This is a genomic window from Streptomyces sp. NPDC048825 (genome assembly GCF_043198355.1).
Lineage (GTDB): Bacteria > Actinomycetota > Actinomycetes > Streptomycetales > Streptomycetaceae > Streptomyces > Streptomyces xiangluensis.
The window spans coordinates 223,265-246,989 of record NZ_JBICUR010000009.1; the positions used below are offsets into that span (position 1 = coordinate 223,265).

At 70.1% G+C, this 23,725-nt stretch carries 18 protein-coding genes and 1 pseudogene; 4 read left to right on the forward strand and 15 right to left on the reverse strand.

Annotated elements, in window-relative coordinates; genetic code table 11:
* Positions 1-42: 42 nt before the first annotated feature.
* Together ACGFNK_RS22970 and ACGFNK_RS22975 are read right to left on the reverse strand one after the other, a co-directional pair.
* Positions 43-635: pseudogene (locus ACGFNK_RS22970) on the reverse strand (DNA-binding response regulator).
* A gap of 84 nt (positions 636-719) precedes the next feature.
* Positions 720-1,637 (reverse strand): hypothetical protein, encoded by a 918-nt coding sequence (locus ACGFNK_RS22975; RefSeq protein ID WP_393418602.1) that lies wholly within the window; start codon positions 1,635-1,637, stop codon positions 720-722.
* Between the two features lie 400 nt (positions 1,638-2,037).
* Between ACGFNK_RS22975 and ACGFNK_RS22980 the strand changes: the two genes are divergently transcribed.
* Positions 2,038-2,214, forward strand: a complete 177-nt coding sequence (locus ACGFNK_RS22980) for a hypothetical protein (RefSeq protein WP_386342827.1) — start codon at positions 2,038-2,040, stop codon at positions 2,212-2,214.
* A 175-nt stretch (positions 2,215-2,389) separates the two neighbouring features.
* Here the strand turns inward: ACGFNK_RS22980 and ACGFNK_RS22985 are convergent, their stop codons facing one another.
* Positions 2,390-4,081: a dolichyl-phosphate-mannose--protein mannosyltransferase gene (locus ACGFNK_RS22985; RefSeq protein WP_393418862.1), complete on the reverse strand. Its 1,692-nt coding sequence runs from the start codon at positions 4,079-4,081 to the stop codon at positions 2,390-2,392.
* Positions 4,082-4,244: 163 nt separating this feature from the next.
* On the opposite strand from ACGFNK_RS22985, the gene ACGFNK_RS22990 reads away from it, so the two are divergent.
* Positions 4,245-4,502 (forward strand): hypothetical protein, encoded by a 258-nt coding sequence (locus ACGFNK_RS22990; protein ID WP_393418604.1) that lies wholly within the window; start codon positions 4,245-4,247, stop codon positions 4,500-4,502.
* A 232-nt stretch (positions 4,503-4,734) separates the two neighbouring features.
* Here the strand turns inward: ACGFNK_RS22990 and ACGFNK_RS22995 are convergent, their stop codons facing one another.
* The 5 genes from ACGFNK_RS22995 to ACGFNK_RS23015 all read right to left on the reverse strand — a co-directional run bounded on the left by ACGFNK_RS22995 (position 4,735) and on the right by ACGFNK_RS23015 (position 11,946).
* On the reverse strand, positions 4,735-5,241 hold the full coding sequence (locus ACGFNK_RS22995; protein WP_393418606.1) for a SigE family RNA polymerase sigma factor: 507 nt from the start codon (positions 5,239-5,241) through the stop codon (positions 4,735-4,737).
* 396 nt (positions 5,242-5,637) lie between these two features.
* A complete protein-coding gene (locus tag ACGFNK_RS23000) occupies positions 5,638-6,444 on the reverse strand; it encodes an SDR family NAD(P)-dependent oxidoreductase (protein WP_393418608.1) in 807 nt (268 codons plus the stop codon).
* A gap of 71 nt (positions 6,445-6,515) precedes the next feature.
* The gene (locus ACGFNK_RS23005) at positions 6,516-8,903 is read right to left on the reverse strand and encodes a family 78 glycoside hydrolase catalytic domain (RefSeq protein ID WP_393418610.1); all 2,388 of its coding nucleotides are present in this window, start codon (positions 8,901-8,903) and stop codon (positions 6,516-6,518) included.
* 354 nt (positions 8,904-9,257) lie between these two features.
* Entirely contained in the window at positions 9,258-10,589 is a 1,332-nt protein-coding gene (locus ACGFNK_RS23010) for an MFS transporter (protein WP_393418612.1), read from the reverse strand.
* Positions 10,590-10,752: 163 nt separating this feature from the next.
* The gene (locus ACGFNK_RS23015; protein WP_393418614.1) at positions 10,753-11,946 is read right to left on the reverse strand and encodes a family 1 glycosylhydrolase; all 1,194 of its coding nucleotides are present in this window, start codon (positions 11,944-11,946) and stop codon (positions 10,753-10,755) included.
* A gap of 252 nt (positions 11,947-12,198) precedes the next feature.
* On the opposite strand from ACGFNK_RS23015, the gene ACGFNK_RS23020 reads away from it, so the two are divergent.
* Both ACGFNK_RS23020 and uidA read left to right on the forward strand, forming a co-directional pair.
* On the forward strand, positions 12,199-12,816 hold the full coding sequence (locus ACGFNK_RS23020; protein WP_393418616.1) for a TetR/AcrR family transcriptional regulator: 618 nt from the start codon (positions 12,199-12,201) through the stop codon (positions 12,814-12,816).
* Between the two features lie 253 nt (positions 12,817-13,069).
* Complete coding sequence (gene uidA / locus ACGFNK_RS23025) at positions 13,070-14,872, forward strand: beta-glucuronidase (RefSeq protein ID WP_393418618.1); 1,803 nt, start codon at positions 13,070-13,072, stop codon at positions 14,870-14,872.
* A gap of 49 nt (positions 14,873-14,921) precedes the next feature.
* Here the strand turns inward: uidA and ACGFNK_RS23030 are convergent, their stop codons facing one another.
* The 7 genes from ACGFNK_RS23030 to ACGFNK_RS23060 form a co-directional block, all read right to left on the reverse strand.
* Positions 14,922-15,536 carry a TetR/AcrR family transcriptional regulator gene (locus tag ACGFNK_RS23030; protein WP_393418620.1) on the reverse strand — a complete coding sequence of 205 codons (615 nt, stop codon included), beginning with the start codon at positions 15,534-15,536 and terminating at the stop codon, positions 14,922-14,924.
* 292 nt (positions 15,537-15,828) lie between these two features.
* Positions 15,829-18,150: a beta-L-arabinofuranosidase domain-containing protein gene (locus tag ACGFNK_RS23035; protein WP_393418622.1), complete on the reverse strand. Its 2,322-nt coding sequence runs from the start codon at positions 18,148-18,150 to the stop codon at positions 15,829-15,831.
* Positions 18,151-18,251: 101 nt separating this feature from the next.
* A complete protein-coding gene (locus tag ACGFNK_RS23040) occupies positions 18,252-19,205 on the reverse strand; it encodes a glycosyl hydrolase (RefSeq protein ID WP_393418624.1) in 954 nt (317 codons plus the stop codon).
* Positions 19,206-19,347: 142 nt separating this feature from the next.
* On the reverse strand, positions 19,348-20,868 hold the full coding sequence (locus ACGFNK_RS23045) for an alpha-N-arabinofuranosidase (protein WP_393418626.1): 1,521 nt from the start codon (positions 20,866-20,868) through the stop codon (positions 19,348-19,350).
* A 70-nt stretch (positions 20,869-20,938) separates the two neighbouring features.
* Complete coding sequence (locus ACGFNK_RS23050) at positions 20,939-22,012, reverse strand: lactonase family protein (protein WP_393418628.1); 1,074 nt, start codon at positions 22,010-22,012, stop codon at positions 20,939-20,941.
* 63 nt (positions 22,013-22,075) lie between these two features.
* Positions 22,076-23,035, reverse strand: a complete 960-nt coding sequence (locus ACGFNK_RS23055) for a sugar kinase (RefSeq protein WP_393418630.1) — start codon at positions 23,033-23,035, stop codon at positions 22,076-22,078.
* A complete protein-coding gene (locus ACGFNK_RS23060) occupies positions 23,032-23,703 on the reverse strand; it encodes a bifunctional 4-hydroxy-2-oxoglutarate aldolase/2-dehydro-3-deoxy-phosphogluconate aldolase (RefSeq protein ID WP_393418632.1) in 672 nt (223 codons plus the stop codon). The genes ACGFNK_RS23055 and ACGFNK_RS23060 overlap by 4 nt, the downstream gene beginning before the upstream one ends.
* Between the last annotated feature and the right edge of the window lie 22 nt (positions 23,704-23,725).

Here is a 23,725-nt window from a genome sequence, read left to right on the forward strand (position 1 = left end):
TCAGGCCCAAATCGGCATGGGGCGGGGCAGGGGGAGGGGGAGTCAGATCCAGCCCTGCTGCCAGGCGTGGTGGGCGGCGGCGATGGGGGTCCCCCCGCGCGAGCGAAGCCGAGCCTGGGGGAGGGCGGGGGCTCCCAGCTTGGACATGGCGGCGGAGAGGTAGTTGCGGACCGTGCCCGGGGCCGGATGGACCTCGGCGGCGATCTCGACGACCGAGGCGCCGGTACCGGCGGCGCGCAGGACCACCAGTTCGCGGTCCGTGAGCGGGCAGCCGTCCTCGGTCAGCGCGGAGGCGGCGATGTGGGGGTCGACATAGCAACGGCCGGCGGCGATGTCGCGGATGATCTCCGCCAGCCGGGCCGCCGGCGTCGTCTTGGGACGAAGCCGCGTACGCCGGCGGCCAGGGCCCGGCGCAGCACCGCGGGCCGGGCTTGCCGGGTGACCAGGACGATCTGGGCGGGCAGGCCGGCGGCCCGGATCTCCTCGGCGGCGCGCAGCCCGTCGGTGGGCGGTATATCCAGGTCGAGTACGGCGATGTCGGGGCGGTGCTCGCGCGTCAGCCGTACCGCGTCGGTGGACGTGGCCGCCTCGGCGACCACGGTGAGGTCGTCCTCTGGCGGGAGCAGGGCGGACAGGGCGCTTCTGAGGAGGTCCCGGTGTCATGGACGTCCTCGCCGCCGTCCAACTGCTCTTCCTGGTGGAGCCGCGCCAAGGGGTGATCACATCAGCGCAGCCCCCAACTCGTCGTACCCGGCCGCCAGTTGACGCAGCGCACCGGCGGCCGACCGCGTGTCGCCCACGACGAGGCCGTACTGCACGCTGCCGAGCAGCCGCGCTTGACGCTCCGCGATTCCGGAGGCGCGCATCTCGTCGATCTCGGCCAGCCAGAGCGAGGCGTCGGCGAGACGGCGGGTGCCGACCCGGATGGCGAATTCGGCGAGGTGGCTGAGGGTACGGTCGTCCAACCCGGCCTGTACGTCGTCCGCGAGCCGCTCCACCGCGGCAGCACCGCCATCTTTCAAGGGCCTGCCGGGCCCGCTGTGTTGACCTGTGAGCCACCCCAACGCGGCGGGCAGGGACCGACGCAGAGCCGTCGATACGTCGACCTGTTCGGTACGCCGGAAGTCGCTGCGCATGGTGAACGGACCCGCGCAGTAGGGCAGTTGCTCCCGCCAGGCCGCCACGAAGGCATCGATGGGCAACGTGGCGAAGGGGAAGCCGCCGGGGTCGTGGAAGAGCACCGTACGGTCGTCGACCCCGAGCACCGCCACCCAGTGGTCGCCACCGTTGGCGGTGCCGGTCGACCAGGGCTGGTGCAGGAGCAGCCCGATGTCCACGGGGCCGACCAGCACCGGCCCTCGCCCGGTGGCCTCCTTCAGGCGGCCGACGGCCTCGTCCGCTGTACCGCCCGTGGTGCGGCGGCAGGTCCAGCCGAGCAGCCCGACGGCCTGGTCGAGGCCGAGATCGGGATTCCAGCCGAGCGGATCGAAGTACGGCAGCCCGCCCTCGATCTGCGCACCGAAGGGCGACCCGGTCAGAACCTCGATCGCCGAGGGCGGCGGCGCGTCCGGGTCCAGGACCATGGCGAGTGAGTTCGCGTAGCAGTACGGGGTCGCACCCAGAAAGGCAGTTGGCATGCTCCAACCCTGACATTTTCAATTTTTCACCACCAGCCCCCGCGCCTCCGCCTGCACGAAAGGCTCCTTTCCCCAATCCCGCCCCTTCCCGAAACCGGGGGCTTCGCCCCCAGGCCCCCACGACGGGGATGGGGGTGACGGTCGTGTCTCGTCTCGGCTGCGGGTCCGTGGTGGCTTGTCGCGCCCTGCGGCGGATCCGCATATGTCACAGCCCCGCGCCCCTGAAAATCAAAGGCCCGCGGCTGGACCAGGTCCGAGCGGCGATCAACGAAGCGTTCGAGATCATCGCCGGCCACACCAGAGGCCGCCGTCGACGTCGGCCTCTGAACACCTAGGGCTGCTCTGGCCCCGTTGCGGTCCCGGGAGGAGTATGGGAGATGAGCGACCAAGGAGGACCGTCATGAAGACCGGGGCCTCGGACTACGACCGCTGGCTGTACTCGCACACGCCATCCCAGGCCGAGGGCGAGCGCGACGAACCTGCCGAGCGTGCGGCCATGGAGCAGCACCCGGACGTCCCCAGAACCGAGCCATCCCAGGCGGAGGGCGAGAGGGTGGACGACATCCGGACCACATAACCGCTGCTATTCAAGGAATCCGCAGGGGCCGGCTCCGAAGTGGGACGGAGACGGCGCCCGTCCCGCACCCAGGGGAGCGACCGCCGGCGCGGTCAGCGTGACGACGGAGAGTGCCCGGCGGCCCGTCCGGGTGAGCCACGGTGCGACGTCACGTCGGAGACTGTGAGGACGGAGCTCAGATCCAGGTGTCGAGCCACATGCGGGTGTGCCAGCCGGGATACGGAATCGTCAGGCCCGTGTAGATCGGGAAGAAGTAGATGAAGTTCCAGGTGATGAGCAGCACCAGCGCGCCCGCAGCCACCGCACCGCTTTTGCGGCGTGTTTCGCTCGTCCCCGGCGGACCCAGCAGCGCGCCCAGCATCATCGCCACGGCCAGGCACAGGTACGGCACGAAGACAACGGCGTAGAAGGAGAAGATCGTTCGGTCCTGGTACAGGAACCAGGGAAGATAACCCGCGCCCACGGCACACAGAACGGCACCGGCGCGCCAGTCGCGGCGCAGCGCCCACCGGAAGAGCAGATACACGAGGGCGCAGCATGCCAACCACCACAGCAACGGTGTGCCCAGTGCCAGGATCGTCTGCGAACAGTCGGCCGTCGCCCGGCAGCCTGCCTTGCCGGGCTCCGGTGACTGTGAGTGGAACAGCACGGGACGGCCGAGGACCAGCCAACTCCAGGGATTTGACTCGTACTTGTGCGGAGTGTGCAGTCCCACATGGAACTGGTAGACCCCGTACTCGTAGTGCCACAGGCTGCGGAGTGGTGCCGGAATCCACGACCAGGTGCCGCCGCGGCCGTCCGCCCAGTGCCTCCCATAGCCGTTGTCGGACAGGAACCAGCCGGTCCACGTCGCCAGATACGTCACCACGGCAGCCGGCACGACGGACACCACCGACCAGCCGAGGTCCTTGCGCAGCACCGCACGGTACGGGTGCCGTGCCCCCGCGACACGGCGGGCACCGACGTCCCACAGCAGGGTCAGGATGAGGAAGGAGGCCAGGAAGTACAGGCCGCTCCATTTGACCGAGATCGCCAGTCCCAGGAAGAAGCCGGCCGCGAGCCGCCATGGACGCACTCCCGTCGCGGCGCGGTCGCCGGTGTCCTCGTCGGGGCGTACGTGACCGTCCTCGCCCGCCGGCAGGGCTGCCGCGAGCCGTGCCCGCGCCCGGTCCCGGTCGAGGAGCAGGCAGCCGAACGCGGCCAGGACGAAGAACATGACGACGAGGTCGAGCAGCGCGGTACGGCTCATCACATAGTGCAGGCCGTCCACCGCCAAGAGCGCGCCGGCCAGGCAGCCCAGTACCGTCGAGCGGAACAGGCGGCGGCCTATTCGGCACACCATCAGCACCGACAGCGTGCCCAGGACCGCCGTCATGAAGCGCCAGCCGAACGGGTTGAGGCCGAACATCCACTCGCCGAGGGCGATCACCCACTTGCCCGTCGGCGGGTGCACGACGAAGGACCCGGTGTCGGAGAGCGGAATCACCTGGGGGTCGGCCAGGATCTGCGGGTCGGCGATCTTGCGGTCCGGCCAGCTGCCTTCGTAACCGAGCCGCAGCAGGGCCCAGGCGTCCTTGGCGTAGTAGGTCTCGTCGAAGACGATGTCCAGCGGGCTGCCCAGACGCCAAAAGCGCGGCAGTCCGGCAAGGAGTGCCACCAGGAGCGGCCCGCCCCACCCCGACCAGCGCGCCAGTCGGCCCGCCGCTACCGGGGACAGCCCGAGCGTGCGCCACAGCCGTGACCCGGGTTCGGGAAACGGCACCACCAGGCGGTCGCGCACGGACGCACGCGGCCGCTCTGCGTACCCGAAGTGGCGCAACCGCCGCTCCCAGGAGGTCGGCCGGCGAGTCGCCGCCTTCTGCGGCACGTCGACGGACGCGGGCGCGTTCTCACGGATCACGTGGTGAGCTTTCAACTCGTGGAGAGCGGGACAAGCGGGGGATCAGCTGCCCGGCGGTCGGTGGTGGTCACGTCGGCTCAGGCAGCCCTGGCCCATCAGGCCCGCTTGAACCAGGCCAAGGCGCTACCTGGTGGTTGAGGTTCGCGTCGGCATCGGGACCGTCTCGGGAGTTGAGGGGCGGTACGGCATCGGCGCCGGCCTGGTAGTTGACGTGCAGGTCGGCATCGGCACCTCCTTGGTGGTGGAGGCGGAGCGGGCCGTCGACGGCATCGGCACCGGCCCGGTGGTTGACGTGCAGGTCGGCATCGGCACCTCCTTGGCGGTGGAGGCGGGGCGGGCCGTCGACGGCACCGAGGCCGACTCGGCAGAGGTGACGGGGCGGGGCTGAGGGCCGGCAGGCCCGCCCTGAGCGAAAGAGCTCGGCAGGACCACCAGTCCGACTCCAAGTCCGGCAACGGTCAGCACGGATCCGGTGGCCATCCAGGCCGCCCGGGCTCGCCGTCGGGCGCGAACGCCGGCTTGCAGTCGGTGTCGGTGCCGGTCCTCATAAGGCGTGTCCTCTTGGCTGTCACGCATCATCCGTGCCAGCTCCTGCTCGAAGTGATCCATGGCTCCCTTCTTCACTCCACCGGCTCGACTGCCTCAGTCAGAAGCTGCCGCAACCGTGCAACGCCGCGTGCCGTCAGCGAACGGGCGGTACCCACCGGACACCCCAGCACCTCCGCGACGTGCCGCTCGGGCAGGTCCTGGTAGTAACGCAGCACCACCGCAGCCCGCTGCCGCGCCGGCAGCAACGCCAACATGGTCTCCAACCGGGTCCGTTCATCCACGGCGGCGGTCTCGTCCCCCACCTCCGGCGGGTCGGGCAGCTGGTCCACGGGGAGCTCGCCCCACCAGCGACGCCGTGCCGAGCGAGCCGCGCCACGGACCAGGACCCTGCGCAGATACGCCTCGGGCGCCTGCTCGGCCACCTTCGGCCAGGCAAACCACAGCTTGACCAGCGCCTCCTGCAGCAGATCCTCGGCCCGGTGCCGGTCTCCGCCGGTGAGCAGCCGCGCCAGGTGAAGCAATGCCGACCACCGAGCCGCCACGAACCGGTCGAACTCATCGGCCGGCAACTGCCCCATCAGCGTTGCCCCTTACCCCCGTACGCCCCTACACCCTAAATAAAGGCACCGGCCCCTGCCCCGCTATGCACCCCCGGCATGTGGTCTGGCTCACATAGCCTTGGTCTCGCCATTGCCACGGCGCGCCCGCGAATGACCGGTGCCCTGCTCAAACGCGGCCCGCGCGTCCGCCTGAACGGGGGGCCTTTCCCCAACCCCACCCCTTCCCGAAACGGGGGCTTCGCCCCCAGGCCCCCACAACGGGGCCCACAAGGGGGTGGGGGTGACATGTCGTGTCGCGGCTGCGGGTTCGTCGTGGCTCGTCGCGCCCCGCGGCGGAGCCGCCCGCCCCGCCCGCAGTCTCCCACCGGCGGGAGAGGACGTGGGCCAGTGCGTCGTATGACGAACCGGTCGCGCTCAGGCGGTGGTGCCACCGTCGGCCAGGAGGGTGCTGCCGGTCATGAACATCGACAGGTCGCTGACGCAGAAGAACACCACGCGGGCGATGTCGTCGGGCGTCGCGATGCGGCCGATCGGGCTGGTCATCATGAGCGGCAAGCTGTCCTCCTGGACGGGCACGCCGGCGGCGGCCAGTTGATTCCCCTCGGTCGGGACATAGCTGGGAGCCACCCCGAGCACGCGGATTCCGTGCGGGGCCAGCTCCATGGCGCTCTGGCGGGTGATGCCGCGTACCGCGTGCTTCGACCCGACGTAGGCGGCGAGGCCCGGAGCGCTGCCCCGGAAGCCCGCGGTGGAGCAGATGTTGACGATCACGCCACCGTGCCCGCCGGCGCTCATGACCCGGGAGGCCTCACGGGTGCCCGCGAGGACACCTCGGGCGTTCACCGCGAACACCTTGTCCCACGTCGCGTCGTCCATCTCTGCGATCGGGACGCTGGGGAAGACCCCCGCGTTGTTGACCCACGCGTCCAGCCGGGCCCACCGATCCATGGCGAAGTCCGCCGAGCCGTGCACGCTGCCCGCATCCGTCACATCCATCTCGACGCCCACGACGTCGGCGCCGTACCGGTCGCCGAGCTCGGTGGCCGCGGCCTTCGCCAGCTCGGCATCCACGTCCCCGACGAGCACGCGGGCGCCCGCCTCGGCCAGCCGGGCGGCGATCGCTCTGCCGAGACCGCGCCCGCCACCGGTCACCACGACGCTGCGGTCGTTGAGGTTGGTGAGCTCGGCGATGGGACGGGCGGAGACATCAGGCATGGGCATGGGGCACTTCTTTCGGTGTCGGGTTCGTGTGCGTGCGAGTCGGTGAGAACGGCGCCTGGGCGAGAAGGCGGTCATGGAACGGGCAGCCCCCGTGAGGAAGGGACGGGGCACTCGGCGCGCACAGGTCCGGGGCCGGCGGGTATGGCCGTACCGTCCGGGAGGACGACGGTCGCCGTCGATCCGGGGGGTACGTCGACGTCGATCCGGAACGTGCCGTCGTCGAGCGCCCAATTCACGGCGATGGTGCCTTGAGGGCTCTCGAACGATCCGGACGCCCATGTGATGCCGGGGCCCGGGACGGGTGCGACGACGAACGAACTCCACGCCACCGATCCCGGTGTCTGGCGCAGACCGAGCGTGTGGGTGTGCAGGAACCGGACGACGGCGCCCTTGCTGTAGTGATTCAGCGATGCGGTGGCGTTGCCGTCGGCGTCGATGCCGTCCCAGTCCTCCCAGATCGTCGTCGCGCCCCGGTCCAGCATGGCGAGCCAGGACGGTTCCGTACGCCGGGTCAGGACGGCGTAGGCGACGTCGACATGACCGGTGTCGGCCAGTACGGGGAGCAGGTCGGCCGTGGACAGGAAGCCTGTGGTGAGGTGATCGCCCGCCTCACGGATCAGTGTCACCAGATGCGCCGCCGCCGCGTCCCGAAGCCGGGGAGGCACCAGGTCGAAGGCGAGGGCCCGCACATAGCCGGCCTGCGTTCCCGCGGTGGTACGCCCCTCGCCGTCCAGGAACTCGGTCTGCCAAGCGTCGCGGATGCGTTCCGCGAGCCTGCGGTACCGGCGTGCGTCGTCGTCCTTGCCGAGTACGCCGGCGATCCTGGCGAGGGTGCTCACCGAGCGGTACAGGTATGCGGTGCCGACCTCCCCCTTGTCGGTCATGAACCACGCCACGGGATCGCTCCCCACGGGGTCGATGAGCGATCCGTCCGCGGCGCGCTGCTTCGGCTCGCTCCACTCTCCCCAGTGGAAGGTGCCGTCCCACAGATACGCCTCGTGCGGCTGTGCGGACGGCGAGCGCTCGACGCGTGACGGGTGCCGCTTCGAGCGCGCGGCCCTCAGCGCGAACTCCACCCAGCGGACCATCGCGTCCCAGTTCTCAGTGAGCGCGACGTCGTCGCCGTAGGTCTCGTACAGCACCCACGGGACGTGGACGATGGCGTCCCCCCACCCGGCCGAGCCCGTGATGTGGTCGACCATCGCGTCGGGGTGCTTCTTGAGGTGGTTGGGGTCGGGGGAGGCGTTGACGATCCGGCCGTCGGGCAACTGGTCGTCCCGCACCGAGCGCAGCCACTTGCGTGAGAATCCGTCGATGTCGAACAGCCGCACGGCCGTCGAGACGAAGATCTGGTAGTCGCCGGTCCAGCCGAGCCGCTCCCGCGTGGGGCAGTCCGTCGGGACGTCCACGGCATTGCCGCGGAAGCTCCACCGCGCGACGTCGTGCAGTCGCGTCAGATCCGGATCGCTGCAGGCAAAGGTCCCGGTGGAGCGCAGGTCGGTGTGCACGACCTGCATGGAGATCGCCGAAGGGGCCGGCTCCGCGCCGTCGTCTCGCTGGACCTTGGCGTACCGGAATCCGTGGATGGTGTGCCGCGGTTCGAAGCAGCCGGCCGCCGCCCCGTCGGAGACGACCACGTCGCGCTGCACGAACGGGACGGGCGGCTCGTCCGGGCGGGCGCTGTCCAGGTGACTGGTCGTCAGGTCGCCCGAGGCGTCGACGTGTTCCCCGTGGTCGATCACCGTTCGGGTGCCGGCCGGGCCGAGGTCGGTGAGGGCGATCCAGCCGGACGCGTTCTGCCCGAAGTCGACGACGCAGGCGCCGGGCGAGGTCCGGGTCACGCCGGTCGGTTCGAGCCGCTCGATGCGTCGTACCGGGGGCGCGGGCGACCACTCGACCGGCGGCGCGTCCACGGCGTCGACCACGACGGGAGCCGGATCCCGCCGGACCGTGCCGAGGTCGGTCGTCTGCCCGTCCATGAGGTCGGCGCGGACGATGGCGCTGGGCCGGGACGACCACCGAGGCCCGGTGCCCGCGGTTGTCCAGGTGCCGTCGGGGTGCTCGATGTGCACCTCCAGGCGCGCGGCCGTCCGGGTGCCCCACCGGGCGGGCTTGCGCCACGCCCCTGACTTGCCCCGGTACCAGCCGTCCGAGAGCACGATCTCGATCTCGTTGCGTCCCCAGCGGACGTCGTCGGTGATGTCCTCGGCCTGTGCGTAGAGCGTCTCGGCGTACGAGGTCGACCCGGGCGCGAGTTCGGTGTCGCCGACGCGGCGGCCGTTGAGGTACACCTCGTAGACCCCCAGAGCGGTGGCGTAGAGCCGGGCCCTGGTGCAGGGGCGATCGAGGACGAAGGAGCCCTCCAGCGTGTACGCGGGCCTGTTCGCCTCGGTGGAGTCGGCCTCGGGCTCCGGCGGCGAGATCCAGGCGGCCGTCCAGTCCGGCGCCAGAAGGCCCACTTCGAACTCGTGCTGAGCCGACCACGGCGATGTGTCGTCACCCCGGCGACTGCGTACACGCCAGCTGACTCTGTCCCGGCTCGCCGGCGCCTGCCACGGCCAGGGAACGAACAGATGCCGGGGCGATGAGGCTGCTACAGAGGCCTGATCGATGCCGTTGATACGCGCTTCGAGCACGTATCCGTCCTGCTCCGGCCAGCCCGTGGGCAGCTGCCACGACAGGTGGGGTCGAGCACCGCAGACGACGAGTCGGCCGCCTCCGCTGTCGATCCTCAGGTTTACCGGTGCGTGATCGGACATGGTTCTCCGTATCGTTCCCATGCGTGTTTGCAGATGCCTGACAAGGGGCGGATCTCAGCGGACGGACCGTACGCGCGTGAAGATCAGCAGGCCGCCGACCAGGGCGAACACGGCACCTGTGAGATACAGGGCGGTGTAGTTCTTGACGTCGCCCGCAGTGCCGAAGGTGATGATGAACGGGGCGATCAGCGGGGCCAGCGCGCTCGGAATCTTCTGCGAGAACGCGACCACCGCCATGTACCGGCCCGCCTCGGTGCGGTTCGGTAGTACCGCCATGGCGATCGCCGAGTCCACGGCGGCGAACGCCGCGATGGCGAGCTGCATGAGCAGCGAGCCGACGAAGAGCATGGGGAAGGAGTGGGCGAACGCTTCCACGACGGCACCGCAGACGAACAGGAGCGCGCCGATGAGCGTGAAAAGCCTCCGGCGGCCGAGTTTGTCCGACAGGAACCCTCCGCCGACCGCGCCGAGGATGGCCGCGACGACGCCGACCGCGCCGACGACGGCGACGGCTCCCGCGACCTCCTTCACCGGAAGGTCGAGGCGCTGGGCGTAGAAGAAGGTGCTGAAGGTCGTGTTGAAGTACAGCCCCATGAAGAAGACGAACCGGCCCAGCCAGTTCCACCCGAAGTCGGGATACCGGCGCGGGTTGAAGACATAGCTGGCCAGGATCTCTTTGACGGACACCGGTCCGGTGAGGGCCAGGGGGCGCGAGTCGGGCTCCGACCCGCGGACCGCGAACACCACCGCGAGGACGATGCCGAGCACCCCCGGAATCACGAAGACCAGGAAGTGGCTGCTCAGGGCCGAGGCCAGCGCGACGCCGATGATGGGCCCCACCTGACCCGTGACCCCGGTCAGTCCGGAGACCTTGCCGCGCTGTTCCTCCGGGATGCGGTCGGCCTGGACGGTGAGGATCGCCTGGGACGCCGTCGCCCACCCCAGCATCGCGAGCACCCACCCGACCCCGATGAGCAGGAGGCCGGGCGCCACGGAGATGCCCGCCAGTGCCAGCAGGCCGAGGATGCTGCCGCCGAGCAGGAACGGACGCCGGCGCCCTAAGCGGCTGCGCGTCCGGTCGCTCCAGACGCCGATGAGCGGGCTGGCGATGAGGAAGACCACCTGGGCGGTCCCGGTGACGTAGCCCAGTACCTCCTCCCGGCCGGGAGCGAGCTCATCGATACGTAAGGTCAGCGTGTACGACAGGGGCAGGATGTAGGCCATGGCGACGCCGAAGTTGGCGGCCATCATCCAGAAGAGGTAGCTGGTGCTGACCGGCTCCAGCGCTGGGCCGGGCTCCTCGGGGCGTTGCTCGACGGGGGCGGTGGGCGGCTGAGATGCCGCAGATGTGTCCGGGTGACTGCCGGACAGGGGCTCGTCCTGCACGGTGACTCCATTGTCAAGGCGGCTCTAGAGCGTGCGGTGCCGGCGCGAGGGCTGCGGTGCCGTGCGACGCGGCGTCAGGTTGGGGACTTGTGGTTGCCGACGTGGGTCCGAAGCGTCCGCGTCGGCGTACCCACGGCGTTGAAGCGCGCGATCGTGGAGTCGCTCAGGGCCGGCCACGCCGGGCGACGTCACCGAGCCAGGCCAGGCTCGGCTTGGGGTGGCGCTCGAAGGTTTCCCGGTCGACGGCGATCAGCCCGAATGTGGGCTCCCAGTGCCCCCACTCGAAGTTGTCCAGGGCGCTCCAGTGCAGATAGCCCCGTACGTCGATGCCGTCGTCGGCGGCGGTGAACAGGTGGCGCAAGGCCTCCTGCGTGTACGCGATGCGACGCGTGTCGTCGCCGGTGGCGATGCCGTTCTCGGTCACCAGGATCGGAATCCCGCCCGTGACGTCCCAGGTGTGACGGACCGCCATGGCGAGAGCGTCGGGGCGGTACGCCGTCCCGACCAGCGTGTTGTCGGGGTGCGGCGGGTGCGGCTCGATGCCGTCCGGGCCGACCCACTGGCTGGAGTACGACTGGACCCCGACGAAGTCGTCACCCTGTGCGGCATCGAGGTAGAGGTCCTCCCAGATGTACTCGAGCTCGCGGAGCTTCTCCTCGGCGCCGGGCCGTGCGGCGAAGGCCCGGTTCGCCACCGTCCAGCCCACCGCCGCGTCGGTGTTCGCACGCACGATCTCGCGCGCCGCGTGGTGCGCCTTGACGAGGACGCCGCCGATCGCCGGGTCCGGGGCAGGCAGCGTCGGACGCGTGTCGTTGTCCACGGTCGGGCTCTGCCAGTCGTCCGCGGGACGCGACTGCATCTGGCGCTGGATGGTCATCATCATCGCCAGCATGTTGGGTTCGTTCATGGTGACGATCCAGGGAACGTCGCCCAGGATCCCCGTGACGGTCTCGACGTAGCGCGTGAACCGGTCGACCGCCCGTTCGCCGAGCCAGCCACCCTCCTCGGTGAACCAGTGCGGGTTGGTGAAGTGGTGCAGGGTGACCACAGGTGTCAGCCCGAGACCTCGCGCGGTGTCGATCATCCGCCGGTAGTGCGCGAGTTCGGCCCGTGAGAACTCTCCGGGGACCGGTTCGATGCGTGCCCATTCGACGCCGAACCGGTAGGCGTTGAGCCCGGCGTCCGCGAGCAGACGCATGTCCTCCTCGAAGCGGTGGTAGCTGTCGACGGCATCCCCGCTGCGCTCCATGCCGGGCATCTGTCCCTCGAGGACCCACCAGTCGCTGTTGATGTTGTTGCCCTCGATCTGGTGCGGGGCCGTCGAGGCTCCCCAGAGGAAAGTCTTCTTGCTGTCCATGGGCGGTCCTTGAGGTGTGGGCGTGTCGTATGCCGACAGCTGGGCTGGTCAGGCCGACGGGTACTTCAACTGCCGTACGAAAAGGGCGAATTGAAGGCCGTGGACGATCCGCGGCGCGGCTGCCGACGTCGGGTAGCCGTCCCGAGGGCCAGAATGTAACCACAGTGGATACATTTCGCGCTAGATTAAAATCCCGGGCAGCAGCGGAAGGCAAGCCCCCGTCCGGCGGCGAGCCACGGCGCAGGAGGCAGCATGAGTTCCCCCACCGGCACCCGTCGCCGAGGGCCGTACGCGACGACGCCGGCTCGGAGGCTGCAGATCGTTCGTGCGGCTCTGGCGGGCTTCGCCGAGCACGGGTACGAGCGCGCATCCCTGCGGGACATCGCCGCGCGGGCGGGCGTGACCCACGCGGCGCTGCTTCGGCATTTCTCGGGCAAGGAGGAGCTCCTCCTTGCCGCTCTGGCCCAGCGCGAAGCGGATGAGGAGGAGCAGGCCGCGCGGATCATCGCAGCGGGGACGGCGGGACCGGCGGTGCTCGGCGCGGTGCTGGCCGACGAGTTCGCGGACCCCGACTACCAGCGCAACTGGCTTGCCCTGGCGATCGCCGCGACCAGTCCGACCCACCCGGCGCACGAATTCTTCGCCGGACGGCGTGAGCGGATGCGTACGAGATTCCGCAGCGGCTCGCTGAACACGGCGTACGACAGCCCCGATCTGTCCGCCGACGACAAGGTCGTCATGGTGCTCGCGATGATGGACGGACTCCGGATCCAGACTCTCCTCGACCCGTCACGCGACTCGCTGCGCCTGCTGGAGATCTTCATGCAGTCGGTCATCGGCCCCGAGGGCGACGAGCAGCCTTCGAAGTGACAGTGCCGACGCGTCGCGCCGCGCATCAGCTCTGCGGTCTTCTGATGACGCCGCATCAAGTAACGCTGTGATTACGAATCCGAGCTGCACTCTTCCCGCCTCTTGCTGTGGCGGCTTACCTTCCGAGAGAAAACCAACCGCTTGGTAAGAGTTGGCGGTGTCGCGGCTTCGGCGGGCCGCATGCTCCAAGAGCACCCCGTTGTCCTGAACCCCAGCACGGTCACCGCGCCACCCCCCACAGGAGAGAAACCCGATGCTGAAACCCCGTTCCACCGCCACCCGCGAGTTGGTGAACCTCGACGGCCTGTGGAGGTTCGCCACCGCGACCGCCGTCGGTGAGCGCCCGTGGGCCGGACCGCTCGACACCCCACTCGAAGCCGCCGTACCCGCCAGCTACAACGACCTGTTCACCGACAGTGCGATCCGCGACCACGTCGGCTGGGTCTGGTACCAGCGCCTTGTCCGCGTACCGCGCGGCTGGTCCGAAGAGCGGGTGATCCTGCGCGTCGACGGCGCCACGCACCAGGGGCAGGTGTACGTCGACGACTCACTGGTCGCGGAACACGTCGGCGGCTACACCCCGTTCGAGGCCGACATCACCCAGTACGTCAGTGCCGGACAGGAGTTCCGGCTGACGATCGGCGTGAACAACGAACTGACCAACACCACCATCCCGCCCGGCAGGATCACCGTCACCCAGGACGGCCGCCGCAAACAGACGTACCTGCACGACTTCTACAACTACGCCGGGCTCGCCCGCTCGGTGTGGCTGTACAGCGTGCCGTCCGTCCACATCGAGGACATCAGCATCGTGACCGGGCTCGACGGCACCAGCGGCACGGTCGAGTACGAGGTCGAGACCAGCGCGCCTGCCACGGTCCGCGTCCGCGTCCTCGATTCCTCCGGGGCCGAGGTCGCCGCGTCCGAGGGGACGAGTGGCAGCGTGCGCCTGGAGGACGTGACGCTGTGGCAGCCCGGTGCGGCGTACCTCTACGAACTTGTCGCCGAGATCGTGGACGGCGACGGCGAAACGGTCGGCGACACGTACGCCCAGCCGTTCGGCGTGCGCACCGTCGAGGTCCGGGGGATGCAGTTCCTCATCAACGGCGAGCCGTTCTACTTCACCGGCTTCGGCAAGCACGAGGACACCGCCGTGCGCGGCAAGGGGCATGACGACGCGTACCTCGTCCACGACTTCCAGCTGATGGAGTGGACCGGCGCCAACTCCTTCCGCACCTCGCACTATCCCTACGCGGAAGAGGTGATGGACTTCGCCGACCGGCACGGCATCGTCGTCATCGACGAGACGGCGGCCGTGGGCCTCAACCTGGCCGTCGAGGCCGGCCTCACCGGAGCCCCGCAGCGCCCCACCTTCTCGCCCGACACGTTCAACGACGAGACCCGTGCCGCCCACGCCCAGGCGATCCGGGAGCTGATCACCCGCGACAAGAACCACCCCAGTGTCGTGATGTGGTGCATCGCCAACGAGCCGTCCTCCAACGAGGAAGGCGCACGTGAATACTTCGAGCCGCTCGTCGAACTCACCCGCAAGCTCGACCCCACCCGCCCGGTCACCTACGCCGCCGTCATGTTCGCGACGTCCGACAACGATCGCATCGCCGAACTCTTCGACGTCCTGTGCATCAACCGGTACTACGGCTGGTACATCGCGACGGGCGACCTCGCGACGGCCGAGACGTACATGGAGGGCGATCTGCGCGGCTGGGCCGAGAAGTTCGGCAAGCCCCTCATCATGAGCGAGTACGGGGCGGACACCATGCCCGGTCTGCACTCCGTGTGGGACCAGCCGTGGACGGAGGAGTACCAGGCGGCCTATCTCGCCGCGAGTCACCGCGCGTTCGACCGGATCGAGGCGGTCGTCGGCGAACACGTCTGGAACTTCGCCGACTTCCAGACCTCCCACGGCATCCACCGGGTCGACGGCAACAAGAAGGGCGTCTTCACGCGCGACCGGCGGCCCAAGGCGGCCGCGCACTCGCTGCGGCAGCGGTGGCGGGAGCTGGGCGGTCGCAAGCCGTCGGGGGAGGGGAGCTGAACATGCGTCACCGCCCGGAGGCCCGGCGCCGAGTTGGGCGACTATTCGCTCACTTGTCGGCGTCGGCGTCGGCGTCGTCAATGAGCAGGCGTACGAAATCGCTGACGGGTCCGACGATGTCGAGTTCCTGGTCGAGCACCCACTGGAGTTGGAGCCCGTTGAGCACGGCATGGAAGAGGACTGCGGCGTTCTCGGGGCTGACGCCTTCGCGCAGCCTGCTGCGGTCCGCCCTGTCGTGGAATCCCTCGACGAACTGCGCGCGCCCGCGTTCGTAGCGCTCGACGAAGTGGGAGTGGGCGGGATGATCCGGCCGTGAGGCCGCGGCGGCGAGCTCGATCCACAGGCGCATCAGTTCTGGCGCCTTCTGGTGGTGGCGGATGAGCTCGCCCAGGTAGGGGGCGAGCTGATCCAGGCTGTCCACCTCTTCCAGGCCCTGCCGCCATTCCTCCGTATCGCGTTCGGCGAGTACCTCGGCGAGGAGCTCGTCCTTGTTGCGGAAGTGATGCAGGAGGCCGGCGTGGGTGATGCCGGCTCGTTCCGCGATGTCGCGCAAGGAGGCTTTGATGTAGCCGTTCTCGGCGAAACTGTCGCGTGCCGCCCGTACGATCTCCGCCTTGCGGGCCGGTGTCTTGGCGTACGGCCCACGCGCCTTTGCCTGACCCACGGTGCGTTCACTCTCCTCGACGAAGCCGGTCCGGGACGGTCCTGCGCAGCAGCTGAGTCCTCAAAACTTACCACTGGTTGGGATTTGCGAGTTCGTCGCGCCCCGACAGCGGGCGGTCGAAAGGTAGCGCCGGAGGAGTGCCCATTCTGATCACCGCGCCGTCGACCGGGAGACCTTCGAGCGGCGCCCCAAGCCGAGTCTGGCCTGGATCGGCGAGGTCGCGCGCCGCGGACACCTCTGACGCATGCCGGCCCGACTGCACCCGCAGTCGGGTTAGGGCCCTGGGGTCACGTCAGCGCACCAGGCGGACTTCGCGCAGCCGGATGGTGGTTGCGGGGCCGGCCGCTTCGAACCGAACCTTGACGGGTCCGGAGGGACGGTCCGTGTCGAGCGGGAACACCTGGGAGATTTCCTCGCCCTCGCCCTCGCCCTCGCGATCTGGCGAGGGCGTGATCGTGCCCAGCGCTTGTCCGTCGACCAGCACGCGGGTCGGCCCCGCGCTTCCGCCTGAGAGGTGGACCGCCTGAAGCCCGGTGGCGGCGCCGTCCGGGTCTGCCAGGCGGTAGGACCACCATCCGGTGGCGGCCCGCCACCTCAGCCCGTCGGTGAGGCCCGACCACGTGTCGTTCCCCAGGAACCGGTGGTCGCTTTCGGGCTGTTGCTCGCCGGCGGCAACAGCGTCAATGGTGCGATCTTGCAGCGCGAGTGCCGCGTCGTCGGCCGCGCGCAGCTCAGCCCGCCGCTCCTGGAGGCGTTCTGGTTCTGCCAGGGGGAAGTAGAGGTGGTAGCGGGAGTCGTGGATGCCGGCGAACGGGACCAGCGTGACGGACTCACCCGGTCGCGCGTCCACGTGATCCAGGGCGAACTCCAAGCGGTCCGGGGCGAGTCGGCGCACGCCGGCCGTCAGATCGGAGGTGCCCTGGGCGAGCACGACGGGCAGGTGCTCCAGGGGGCGCAACGGGCCGCCGGCGACATGACCCATCCGGGAGTCGTCGGCGAAGAGCCCGACCAGGTCGCCCCGGTCGCCCTCGGCCGCGAGGACGGTGGGCCCGAAGCGGTACGACACCCACGGTGAGCCGTCGGGGAGCAGTTCGGCGCTGATGCGCGGGCGAAGGCGCACGGTGACCGTGTCCCCTTCGCGCCACTGCCGCTCCAGACGCACGTATGTCAGGGGCTGTCCGCCTGTTCCGAGGCGCGTCGTGAGCGGGGCCGGACCACCCTCGGGTGGTGCGCCGTTGATGCGGACCTGCGCCACCCCCTCGTGCCAGCCGGGCACGCGTAGGTGGATCGCCACAGGGCCGGCGGGAGCCCCGCGCACCACGAGTCTCACCTCATCGTCGTAGGGGGCCGTCCCGGTCTGCTCCAGCACCAGGTTCTGTTCGGGCCATCTGACTCGGGAGGCGATGAAGAGGTTGACGAACAGGTTGCCGCCCTCGGCGGTGTACACCAACTCGCCGTACTTGGCGTGGTTTTCCAGCCCGGTGCCGACGCAGCACCAGAAGCAGTTGTGGGGCGTCGACACCACGCGGTAGTGGCCCGGCCGCACCGGTGTGAAGTACACCAGCCCGCCCTTGGGATGCAGGGAGGAGAGGATGTGGTTGACCGTCGCGCGCTCGTAGTGGTCGAGCACCTCGGCGTCCGGTCGTTCGAGGAACAGCGCGCGGCTGAGCTTGAGCATGTTGTAGGTGTTGCAGGTCTCGGGGCCCTCCGGCGACTGGAGCGCGGAGCTGAAGTCGTCGCGGGGGTGCAGGTGCTCGCGTACGGAGTTGCCGCCGAAGGAGAACGTGCGGTGCCGGGTCATGGTCTGCCAGAAGAACCGTGCGGCGTCCCGCAGGCCGGGGTCGTCGCCGACCTCGCCGAGCCGCTGGTATCCGACGGCTTTGGCGATCTGCGTGTTGGCGTGCATCCCGTCGAGGACGTCACGGTGCTCGCGCAACGGGCCGAGCAGTGACTGGTCGAGGAACCGCCGAGCCAGGGCGGCGTACCGGTCCGTGCTGGTGACATCGGCGAGGTCCGCCAGCACCTCGCACATTCCCCCGAACTCCGTACGGAGCATGGCTTCGTGGGTGTCGTCGTCCATCCCGGCCGCCACCTGGTCCCACCAGTCGGCCAGCCGTCGGACGGCGGTCAGCGCCGGCTCCGAACCGGTGTGGCGGTGGGCGTCCAGCAGGCCGGCGAAGAGCTTGTGCAGGTTGTACCACGGCACCCAGGCACCACCGAGCTCGAACGAGTCCCGCTCCACCTGCCCCGCGGCGACCCGCTGCCACAGCCGCACACCGTCGGGGATGCCCCCGACGTAGCCGGTGCCCAGGGCGTCCTGGCACTCGACAACGCCCTGAACCAGACGCTCGACCATGGCTCTTGGCCGGGGATCGTCCGTCACCGCACTCATGAGAGCGGCGCCCGACAATGCGTGCCCGACGGTGTGGCCGTCGAGACCGGAGCTCTCCCAGTTGCCGTAGGACTCGGCAACCGGCGGCAGGCCTGCCTCGCGCCGCAAGGGCGCGAGGAGCCGGTCGGCGTCGAGGGACAGCAGGTAGTCCAGGGCGGTGGTCTGCGCGTCCAGGAACGGGCCGGGGAGAAGGCGCACCGCGTCGCGGGGGAGTGGCTGCATGACTGCTTGTTTCCTTCGTTCGAACACTTCGGCCCTGCGGGGAAGCGGCGTCGTGGTGCCGGCGATCGGCAGTCAGGGCGGGAACCGCCAGGCCTCCCGTGTCACCGGTCAGGCCCTTCGAGAGGGAGGATGGGGGCCTCAAGGGTTTCGTCGCGGTCGCACACGAGGGTGTCTCCGCTCACCCGCAGGCGGGCGACCTGGATCGAGCTCCGGCGGCCGTTGTGGTCGTTGTGAGGTCCGGGGGCGTCGTCGGATCGCCTGGGGTGCGAGAAATAGAAGATGAACGCGCCGAGTTCGCTGGTGACGACATCGGCGTGGTAGCCGTACCCCCCGTCGTCCGGGCCCTGCCCCGGACGATCGAGGATGAGTCCTCGCGGTTCCCATGTCTCCAGGTCCCGTGAGTGAAGAACCCGCTGTCCATGCCATTCGTCGACGAGCATCCAGTAGCTGCCGCCGAGCTCGAAGACGTTCGGGCCTTCGTGCTTCGAGCACTCGACGGCGGGCCCCCGGACGGTCCACCACGCCAGGTCGTCGCTGTCCGCCGCGTAGGTGTGCGCGTGATCGGCCTCGTCCTTGTACCACATGCGGTAGCCGCCTGTGGGGAGCCGAAGGACGCAGGCGTCGATCACTCTCTCGGACGAGAGCGACAAGGTGGAACGGTAGGTCCAGGAGAAGAGGTCGTGGCTCGTGTAGTGACGGATCACGCGTGCATGGCCCTCCCACTGGGTCGGCACACCGCGGATCACGCTGACGAACATGTGGTAGTCGGTTCCGTCGTCGACGATCTCAGGCGCCCAGTAGGTATGCCGCCCGGGCTCGATGTCCAGCCCCTCGGCGATTCCCCGGTACAGCCAGGTGGCTCCGCCGTCCGCGGAGGAGGCGATTCCGATGTCGGTCCCGTGTATCCAGCTCACGTCGTCCATCGGCGGCGCGTCGGCGCGCCGGCTCGTGTAGAACATCCACCACTCGCCGGCCTGCCGGTTCCAGATGACAGTGGGGTCGGTCGCACCGTCGTGCATGGGGTCTCGGAACAGGGGGCGGGCAACGGTTGTCATCGGTTCTTCCCAGGCGTGAGTGTGATGGTGCCGCATGACACCAGGTGGCCTTGGCCGTGGCCGGCAGGCCCATGAGCCGGTGCCCGCGACGTGGACGACGGCGGTGGCAGCGGCCCATGGGCAGCCGGGACGTCGGGCGTGGTCAGTCCTGCCGGTTCGTCAGCCGGATCATGTTCCAGGAGAGCGGCTCGAGTTCGGCGTGGAGGACACCGTCGGTGACGGTGGTGCCGGTGGCGGGGTGCGGGGTGACCCGGTCGGGCTGGTCCGCGGTGTTCGTTGCCTCCGGGTCGCTGTCGGCCAGGACCAGGTGCTCCGCCAGGGCGTGGGCGCCGACGCCGCGCAGGTCGATGCTCAGCGGCAGAGTGTCCGTCTGGCTGCGGTTGACCGCGAAGACGGTGACGGCTCCGGTCTCGTCGTCGACCACGGCGGTGGCGTGCAGCAGCGGTACGTCACCGAAGCGGGCGGTGGGGTACGTCGGGCTGTCCACGTCGACGCGCAGCACCCGGCCCCGCCCGTACGTCGACGCCTGGGCGAAGGGGAAGAACGTGGTCTGCCGCCAGGCCGGGCCGCCCGGCTCGGTCATGATCGGCGCGATGACGTTGACGAGCTGGGCCAGGGAGGCGGCGGTCACCCGGTCGGCGTGCCGCAGCAGGGCGATGAGCAGCGAGCCGAACACCACGGCGTCGGTGACGGTGTAGACGTCCTCCAGCAGGCGCGGGGCCTGCTGCCAGTCCTCGACCTGGTGGGGGTTGGGCCGCTTCTGGTACCAGACGTTCCATTCGTCGAAGGAGAGGTTGATCCGCTTCTTCTCCTTGAGCCGCGCCCGGACGTGGTCGCAGGTGGCGACGACCGACTCGATGAAGTGCTCCATGTCGACGGCGGAGGCCAGGAAGGAGTCGCGGTCGCCGTCGATCTCCTCGTAGTAGGCGTGCAGCGAGATGTGGTCGACCTGGTCGTACGCGGCTTCCAGGACGGTCGCCTCCCAGGAGCCGAAGGTCGGCATGGAGGACGCCGAACTGCCGCAGGCGACCAGTTCCAGGCCGGGATCGATCATTCTCATGGCGCGGGCGGTCTCGGCGGCGAGCCGCCCGTACTCCTCCGCCGTCTTGTGCCCGGTCTGCCAGGGCCCGTCCATCTCGTTGCCCAGGCACCACATCTTGATGCCGTACGGCTCCTTGTGGCCGTGGGCGGCACGGCGGTCGGACAGCTCGGTGCCGCTCGGGTGGTTGCTGTACTCCAGCAGCCGCAGGGCGTCCTCCACCCCGCGGGTGCCGAGGTTGACGGCCATCATGGGTTCCATGCCGGTCTTGGCACAGAAGTCCATGAACTCCCCGAGGCCGAACTCGTTGGTCTCGGTGGACTTCCAGGCCAGATCCAGCCGGACCGGGCGCTCCTCGCGCGGTCCCACGGAGTCCTCCCAGCGGTAACCGGAGACGAAGTTGCCGCCCGGGTAGCGCACGGTGGTGACGCCCAGTTCCCGGATCAGCTCCAGAACGTCCCGGCGCAGGCCGTCGGTGTCGGCCTGCGGGTGGCCGGGTTCGTAGATGCCGGTGTAGACGCAGCGGCCCAGGTGCTCGACGAACGATCCGTACAGCCGGGGGTGGACTGCGCCGATGCCGAACGCCGAGTCGAGGGTGAAGCGGGCGGGGGTGGGGCGGGACATGACTGCCTTTCGTTGGCTGTTCTGAGGCTGTCCGGCGTTTGCGGACGAGGTGTTCGGGGCGAAGCGGGTGTCAGAGGACGAGCGCGCAGACCACCGACGGAACGGACAGCGCCGGGCCCGCCTGCCGCAGCGCCCCGTCGTCCAGGACACGCAGCGCGACGAGCGTCCCGCTGTGCTGGTTGGCGACCAGCAGGTGATCGTCCGCGTGGGTCAGGCCGCGCGGCCAGGTGCCGCCGGCGGGCATCTCGTCGATCGGTTCCAGTGTTGTGCCGGTGACCCGGAACGCGGCCACCGTGTCCGCGCCCCGATTGGTCACCCACACGAAACGGCCGCAGGGCGAGGTGACGATGCCGCCCGGCTGGTTGGTGACGTCCTGGACCGCCGTGGCGGGCACTGAGGAGAGTCCCGTCAGGGTGCCCGAACCGGCGTCGTATCGGTGGCAGGTGACCGTCGAGGACAGTTCGTCCGCGCTGAACACCAGCTCACCCCCGGGAGCGAAGGCGAGGTGGCGAGGACCGGAGCCGGGGCGCAGCCGGTTCACCGCGACCCGCTCCAGGGTGCCGGTCCGGCTGTCGAGCCGGTAGGTGAAGACCGCGTCGGCGCCCAGGTCGGTGGCGAGGACGTAACGGCCCGCCGGGTCGACGAGCACCTGGTGGGCGTGGCTGCCCTCCTGCCGCCCGACGACCGGGCCCGCCCCTTCGTGGACGGCGACGTCGGTCAGCTCCACCGGGCGTCCGTCCGCGTCGAGGCGGTGCACGGCCACGCTGCCGGGCGCCTTGTCGCTGCCGTAGTTCGCGGTCAGCAGCCAGCCCCCGTCCGGGTGGACGGTGAGGTGGCACGGGTTGGTGCCGCCGCTGCTCGACGGGTCGCCCAGCGGGGACAGTTGGCCGTCGCCGTGCCGGACCAGGGCGCTGACGGTGCCAGGATCGGTCTCGTTCGTGCTGTAGACGACGCCGAGCGAGGGATGTGCCGCCAGGAAGGACGCCCCGCTGACGCGCAGCGGCGGCACTTTGGTGTCGTGCGCCAGGCGGCCGGTGGCCGGGGCGAGTTTCAGGGCTGCGATCCCGGCACCGTCCCCGCCGGAGTCGGGTGTGTAGGAGCCGATGAGGACGGCGACCTCATCGGTGGAGGAAGGCGTGGGCATGGGTGGTCCCTGGAAGTTCCTTGAGCGGGTGGGTACTTGCGCGGATGCGGCGCAGGGAAGGGATCAGCGCACGATGTCGTCGTAGTGGTCCAGCAGATCCAGTTCGTTGCGCCTGGGCAGGCCTTCCCAGTCGCCGGTGGTGCTGACGGCGAAGGCGCCGAGCAGGGCCGCCGTCCGCAGGCGCTTCTCCGGCGGTTCACCCGCGAGCAGTTCGGCGAGGTATCCGGCGGCGAACGCGTCTCCCGCGCCCACGGAGTCGTGCAGGGTGACGGGCACGGCGGGCTGCCGGTGTTCCCGGCCGTCGAGGAGGGCGTACGCGCCCTCGGCGCCCAGTTTGATGACGGCTCCGGCGGGGCCGAGATCGCAGATGCGCTTGGCGAGCTCCTCCGGGCCGTCGGCGTCCGGCACCATGAGACGGGCCTCGTGCGGTCCCGCGAAGACCAGGTCGCTTCTGCGTAGCAGCGGCAGCAGCGTGCGCCCGGCCTCCTGCTCGTGCCACAGCAGCGACCGGAAGTTGATGTCCAGTGAGACCGGTACGCCGGCGTCGACGGCGATGTCCACCGCCCGGGTGACGGCACGCGCCGGACCTTCGCCCAGCGCCGGGGTGATCCCGGTGATGTGCAGGACCGCCGCGCCGGCGACCAGGTCCTCGGGGATGTCGCCGGGGGACAGCCGGGCACCCGCCGTGTGGGTGCGGTAGTAGCGCGTACGGCTGTGCGTGGCCGTACGGCGTTCGCGCAGCAACAGCGAGGTGGGGGCTCGGTCGCGTGCGGCGACCGTGGTGACGCCTTCCGCGCGCAGCTCGCGGAGGATGAGGTCGCCGAGTGCGTCGTCGCTGACACGGCCGATCCAGGTGGCGGACCCGCCGAGCCGGCTGACGCCCACGGCGACGTTCGACTCGGCTCCGGCGAGCCCGAGACGCAGGTCGGAGCCGAGGGCCAGTGGGCCGGTGTCCGACGCGGCCAGGACCGCGAGGACCTCGCCGACGGTCACCAAGTAGCCTTGCTGGGAAGGGTCGTTCACAGGCCGATCTCCTGATGACTGGATGTGGCCCGGATCGCGTCGAGCAGCGTGCGAGTCCTCGCCGTGAGGGCGTCCAGGGTCTCCGGTGCCGGGTTCCGGTCCGCTCCGCGCAGCAGCGGGGAGCCGATGCCGACGGCGAGGGCGCCCGCGTCGAGGTAGTCGCGGGCCTGGTCGATGCCGACTCCGCCGACGGCGACGAGCGGGATGTCCGGCAGCGGCGCCCGCAGCTGCCGCAGGTGGTCGGGGCCTCCGGTGCTCGCGGGGAAGAGCTTGACGGCGGCGGCACCCGCCCGCCAGGCGGTGGACACCTCGGTGGGTGTCCAGGCGCCCGGGTAGAAGGGGATGCCCCTGCCGGCGGCGTCGCGGATCACGTCGGTGTCCACGGCCGGGGCCACCAGGAACTCGGCCCCGGCCGCGAGCGCTTCCCGGGCCTGCTCGGTGGTGATCACCGTGCCGGCGCCGACCGTCACCTCGGGCCCGAGCTCGTCCCGGATGGCGGCCAGCGCGTCGAGGGCACCCGATGTGGTGAGGGTGACCTCCAGGCAGGTGATGCCACCGGCCGCGAGGGCCCGGGCCACGGCGGGCAGTCCCGTCGCGTCGGCCGACCGCAGGATGGCCATGACCCGGGTCCGGCCCAACTGCGGGGTGAGAGCGGGACGTTCCGTCATGACCTCGCCGCCGCAGGGGAGT

Coding starts and splice junctions, on each gene's coding strand:
- ACGFNK_RS22975 (WP_393418602.1), bottom strand. CDS start 1,637: ATGCCAACTGCCTTTCTGGGTGCGACCCCGTACTGCTACGCGAACTCA.
- ACGFNK_RS22980 (WP_386342827.1), top strand. CDS start 2,038: ATGAAGACCGGGGCCTCGGACTACGACCGCTGGCTGTACTCGCACACG.
- ACGFNK_RS22995 (WP_393418606.1), bottom strand. CDS start 5,241: ATGGGGCAGTTGCCGGCCGATGAGTTCGACCGGTTCGTGGCGGCTCGG.
- ACGFNK_RS23000 (WP_393418608.1), bottom strand. CDS start 6,444: ATGCCCATGCCTGATGTCTCCGCCCGTCCCATCGCCGAGCTCACCAAC.
- ACGFNK_RS23015 (WP_393418614.1), bottom strand. CDS start 11,946: ATGGACAGCAAGAAGACTTTCCTCTGGGGAGCCTCGACGGCCCCGCAC.
- ACGFNK_RS23020 (WP_393418616.1), top strand. CDS start 12,199: ATGAGTTCCCCCACCGGCACCCGTCGCCGAGGGCCGTACGCGACGACG.
- uidA (WP_393418618.1), top strand. CDS start 13,070: ATGCTGAAACCCCGTTCCACCGCCACCCGCGAGTTGGTGAACCTCGAC.
- ACGFNK_RS23035 (WP_393418622.1), bottom strand. CDS start 18,150: ATGCAGCCACTCCCCCGCGACGCGGTGCGCCTTCTCCCCGGCCCGTTC.
- ACGFNK_RS23040 (WP_393418624.1), bottom strand. CDS start 19,205: ATGACAACCGTTGCCCGCCCCCTGTTCCGAGACCCCATGCACGACGGT.
- ACGFNK_RS23045 (WP_393418626.1), bottom strand. CDS start 20,868: ATGTCCCGCCCCACCCCCGCCCGCTTCACCCTCGACTCGGCGTTCGGC.
- ACGFNK_RS23050 (WP_393418628.1), bottom strand. CDS start 22,012: ATGCCCACGCCTTCCTCCACCGATGAGGTCGCCGTCCTCATCGGCTCC.
- ACGFNK_RS23060 (WP_393418632.1), bottom strand. CDS start 23,703: ATGACGGAACGTCCCGCTCTCACCCCGCAGTTGGGCCGGACCCGGGTC.